The following is a 4,509-nucleotide window of genomic DNA, read 5'->3' as shown; positions in this document are numbered from 1 at the left end:
CAGGCTGGCCATGCGCCCTCGGCGCTGAGCCGGGACGGAAAATAAGCGCCCTTTCCGAAGCGGCGCGCGTAAGCCGACGCTATCGCGCGGTAGCGCGTAAAAGGTCCAGCGTCACGCTGGGGGTCCCCGGCCCGGTTGCCCAAACCACTAAGCAACCGAGCCGGGCAGGTCAAACCACGCTTCGAGCCTATAGCAACTGGCGTGCCACCCGGAAAAATTGACCAGGCTACAGAGGTTTCCCCTAAGCGCCAGGGGCATTTGCACCTACCCGGATTCATTTCCCGCCAGCGGAGTGAATATTTTTATCCATCCATGCCGAAAACCGCCCACCAAAGAGCGGCGCGGCCCGATAGCGGCATCCGGGCACGGAAAAGCGGCGGGAGAGTGGGTATACTCCCCCGCCGCATTGTCATTCTATGGAATATTCCGAGGAATCGCTCCCCGGAGCGGAATTACACGGCCTTGTCGCCGGTCTCTTCCGTGCGGATACGAACCGCTTCCTCGATGGCCGAGATGAAGATCTTGCCGTCGCCGATCTTACCGGTCTTGGCAGCCTTCACGACCGCGTCAGCGGCGGCGTCAACGAGGTCGTCCGTGATCACGATCTCAAGCTTGATCTTGGGAAGGAAATCCACCGTGTACTCACTGCCACGATAGATTTCCGTGTGGCCCTTCTGGCGTCCGAAGCCTTTGACTTCGGTTACCGTCATGCCTTCGATCCCCAGCTCGGAGAGGGCTTCTTTGACTTCCTCGAGCTTGAAGGGTTTGATGATGGCTTCGATTTTTTTCATGTTTTAAGTTTCCCTAAACTAGGTACTCCTGGGTTGTGGTTTTAGAGAATGTAGCCTTCTTCGCCGTGTTCGGAGACATCGAGGCCAGCGGTCTCGACTTCCGGCGAGGGACGCAGACCGATGACGGCCTTGACGACTAGGGCGATGATCGTGGTGCCGACCACCGAGAGAACCAGGGTGAAGCCGACGGATTTGAGCTGTTCGAAAACAAGGCCCGTGGTGAGGTCTTTGATGCCGGAGTTGACGCTCGGATCGGCCAGGACGCCAGTCAGGATGGCACCCATGGTTCCGCCAACGCCGTGAACGCCGAAGGTGTCGAGAGCGTCGTCATAGCCGAGGATCTTCTTGAGGTAGGAAACCGCAAGGAAGGGAACGATGCCAGCGGCCACGCCGATGATCACCGCGCCGGTGCTGTTAACGAAGCCAGCGGCGGGAGTGATGACGACCAAGCCAGCCACAACGCCCGAGCAGAAGCCGAGGACGGAGGGTTTGCCGCGGAGGGCCCACTCAGCCATGGCCCAGACGAAGCTGGCAGTGCCCGCGGCGAGGGTGGTGGTCAGGAAGGCATTGGAGGCAACGCTGTCGGCCGCGAGAGCGGAACCGGCGTTAAACCCGTACCAGCCAACCCACAGGATGCCGGTACCAACCATGCAAAGCACCATGGAGTGAGGCGCCATGTTCTCTTTGCCGAACCCGATGCGCTTGCCAAGGATGATGCAGAGCACCAGAGCGCTCCAGCCCGAGGACATGTGGACGACGGTGCCGCCCGCGAAGTCGATGGCCTTGATGCCAGCGGCGGGGTTAAAGCCGTTGAGGAACCCGGTGCCAGACCACACCATGTGGGCGAGCGGGAAGTAAACGACGAACATCCAGATACCGATGAAGAGGAGCACGGCGCTAAACTTCATGCGCTCGGCGATGGCGCCGAGGATGAGGGCCGGGGTGATGATGGCGAAAGTCAGCTGGAAGATGACCCAGGTGCTGTCGGAGATCCACTTGCTTCCGGCGCCGGACTTGGCCGGATCAATGCCGTGGAGCAGGGCGTTGGAGAGGTCGCCGATGAAGGCGTTGCCCGGCCCGAAGGCGAGGCTGTAGCCTACGGCCCACCAAAGAATGGTGACCATTCCGGCGATGCCCAAGTGCTGGGCGAGGACGGAGAGGATGTTCTTACGGCGAACGAGGCCGCCGTAGAAGAGCGCCAGACCGGGGAGCGTCATGAAGAGCACCAGGGCGGAGCTGGTCATAAGCCAGGCATTGTGGCCAGGCCCGGGAACGCCGACGGTGGGCATCGTCAGACCCTCGGGGATTTCCCCCTTGTCGTTCTTAAGAGCGGCACTCGGGTCGGTGTTGTTGATATAAGCTTCGAGCCCGGCCACGCGTTGTTCGAGCGTGGGGACGGGGGTGGCGGCGGGAGCGGCACTTTCTTCAGCGAACGCGGTGATGGAGGCACCGGCCGTGAGAGCGGCGATGGCACCTAGGCACACCAGACGTGAGAGGAGGTGTTTGAGTTTGTACATTGTGGTTGTGATGTTCGGTTTTTAAACGCATCCACCGTGAGAGGAGTGAATGCGCTTGCGTTGTGGGCCATAAGCAACGGCCATGCCAAACACCGAGTAGGATCAAAAAAAGATCTGGTTACTCTGGTAGAAGTTTCCCGGCACGCCTTCCCCCACCGCCCCGGAAGCCATCTTCAGTGTGTATAAAAAGCATCACCGGCTGCTATGGTGATGCTTTTTATACATGGGTGGCTGAAATAAAGCAGTCCTTTATTATCAGCCGTTATACAGGGCTTATAGGATGTAGCCTTCCTCGCCGTGCTCAGAGAGATCGAGGCCGGAATCTTCTTCCTCGGGGGCGATGCGCACGGGCATCAAGGCGCGCACAGCCGCGGCGGCCAGCGCGGTGCCGACGGTGGCGATGGCAAAGGTGATCCCCATGGCCTTGAGCTGTTCGAGCCAGAGGCCGTTGCCGACCAGGTGCGCGAGGCCGTTGGCTCGGGCGGCGCTGCCGAGGAGGTTCGGGTTGGCGGTGCCGTCGGCGAGGAGGCCGGTGAGCAGCATGCCCAAGGTGCCCGCGACGCCGTGGACGCCAAAAACATCCAGTGAATCGTCGTATTTTAGCCACGCCTTTAATTTATAGACAGCGAAGAACGGCAGGAGCCCGCCCAGCAGGCCGATGACGATCGCGCCCGAGGCGTCCACAAAGCCGCACGCGGGCGTGATGGCGACCAAGCCCGCGACGATGCCCGAGCAGAAGCCCAAGACGCTCGCCTTGCCGCGCACGATCCACTCGGCCAGCGCCCAGGTGCCGCTGGCGACGGCTCCGGCGAGCGTGGTGGTCAGGAAGGCGTTGGAGGCGACGCCGTCGGCAGCCAGGGCGCTCCCGGCGTTAAAGCCGTACCAGCCGACCCAGAGCATCCCGGCGCCGACCATACAAAAGACCATGCTGTGCGGGGCAAAGAGCTCTTTGCCGTAGTTGATCCGGCGGCCCACGATGAGGCAGAGGATGAGCGAGCTCCAGCCGGAGGCCATTTCGACGACAGTGCCGCCCGCGAAGTCGATGGCGCGGATGGGGGCCTTCGAGTTCCAGACGCCGTTAAAGAGGCCATCGGAGCCCCAGGCCATGTGGGTAATGGGGAAGTAGACGAGGAACATCCAGATGCCAACGAAGGTCAGGATCGCCTGAAAGCGCATCCGCTCGGCGACGGCCCCAACAATCAAGGCCGGGGTGATGATGGCGAACATCAGCTGGAACATCGAAAAGACGTTCTGCGAGACCCAGGCGGAGTAGCACGGGTTCGGGGTAGAGGTGACGCCGCGCAGGAAGGCGAAGTCGAGCCCGCCGTAGATGGTGCCCAGGAACGAATGGCCGCCGGGAGCGAAGCAGAGGGAATACCCCACGGCCCACCAGAGGACGGTGACAAGCGAGGTGACGCCGAGGCATTGGGCAAGGATGGAGAGGACGTTTTTTCGCCGCACGAGGCCGCCGTAGAAGATGGCCAGGCCGGGCAGGGTCATAAAGAGAACGAAGGCGGCGGAGACCATGACCCAGGTGTTATGGCCGGGGCCGGGAACCCCTACGGCTGGGGTGGTGAGGCCGTCGATTTTCCGGCCATGGGCGTCGACGAGGGCGAGGGCGGGATCGGTGTTCTGAAAGTAGGCCTCCATGGCCGCGAGACGCTGCTCGACGGTGGGGGTCGGTGAGGGTTCGACGGCGGCCGCCGGGCGAGGAGCAAGGGCAAAAAAAGCCAATGCCGCCGCGCACGCCAGTCGCGAGAGACGGGTGTTCATTCGAGTGGTTTGGTTGGGTGGTTTGACCCGCCGCGCGGGAAGAAGGAGCCCTCGCGATGGGCAGGGGGGAGCCTTTAGCACCCGCTATGCCAGAATACGGGTTTCCCTGAACGCAAAACGGCTCTCTCTGTAAAAATGTGAATATTTTTATTCAGAGAGATCAAATACCAGCATTAAGAATGTCTAAATAACGCCAAATAGTGGCGTTTTGGCTATTTTTAGACACAACATGGAGTTATTTGCGCACACGCTTCGCTTGGGAGCACCACCGCGATTCGCCTTTACTTTGCTTTTTCAGCGGCGCATTTTTCCCACTAGCTGGCGAGAGCCAGCCGGGACTTAGTAACCCCGTAGAAAACGGCTGGCAATAGCCGAAACTCTATTGCCGTTTCCGGGCTATATTCCATATGGCCGGGAGCAACTCTCCT

3 protein-coding genes are annotated in these 4,509 nt (G+C 61.0%); all 3 read right to left on the bottom strand.

Going from position 1 to position 4,509, the window contains the following annotated elements:
• Positions 1-452: 452 nt before the first annotated feature.
• Positions 453-791 (bottom strand): P-II family nitrogen regulator, encoded by a 339-nt coding sequence (locus B2828_RS05750; RefSeq protein WP_479632744.1) that lies wholly within the window; start codon positions 789-791, stop codon positions 453-455.
• A gap of 41 nt (positions 792-832) precedes the next feature.
• Positions 833-2,308: an ammonium transporter gene (locus B2828_RS05745; RefSeq protein ID WP_479632743.1), complete on the bottom strand. Its 1,476-nt coding sequence runs from the start codon at positions 2,306-2,308 to the stop codon at positions 833-835.
• Between the two features lie 273 nt (positions 2,309-2,581).
• Positions 2,582-4,081 carry an ammonium transporter gene (locus B2828_RS05740; protein ID WP_479632742.1) on the bottom strand — a complete coding sequence of 500 codons (1,500 nt, stop codon included), beginning with the start codon at positions 4,079-4,081 and terminating at the stop codon, positions 2,582-2,584.
• Between the last annotated feature and the right edge of the window lie 428 nt (positions 4,082-4,509).

It is taken from the genome of Spartobacteria bacterium UBA695 (assembly GCA_002298145.1).
GTDB lineage: Bacteria > Verrucomicrobiota > Verrucomicrobiia > Chthoniobacterales > Chthoniobacteraceae > UBA695.
Note: the sequence above shows the minus strand (reverse complement) of the source record. Positions and strands in the feature narration are given on the sequence as shown.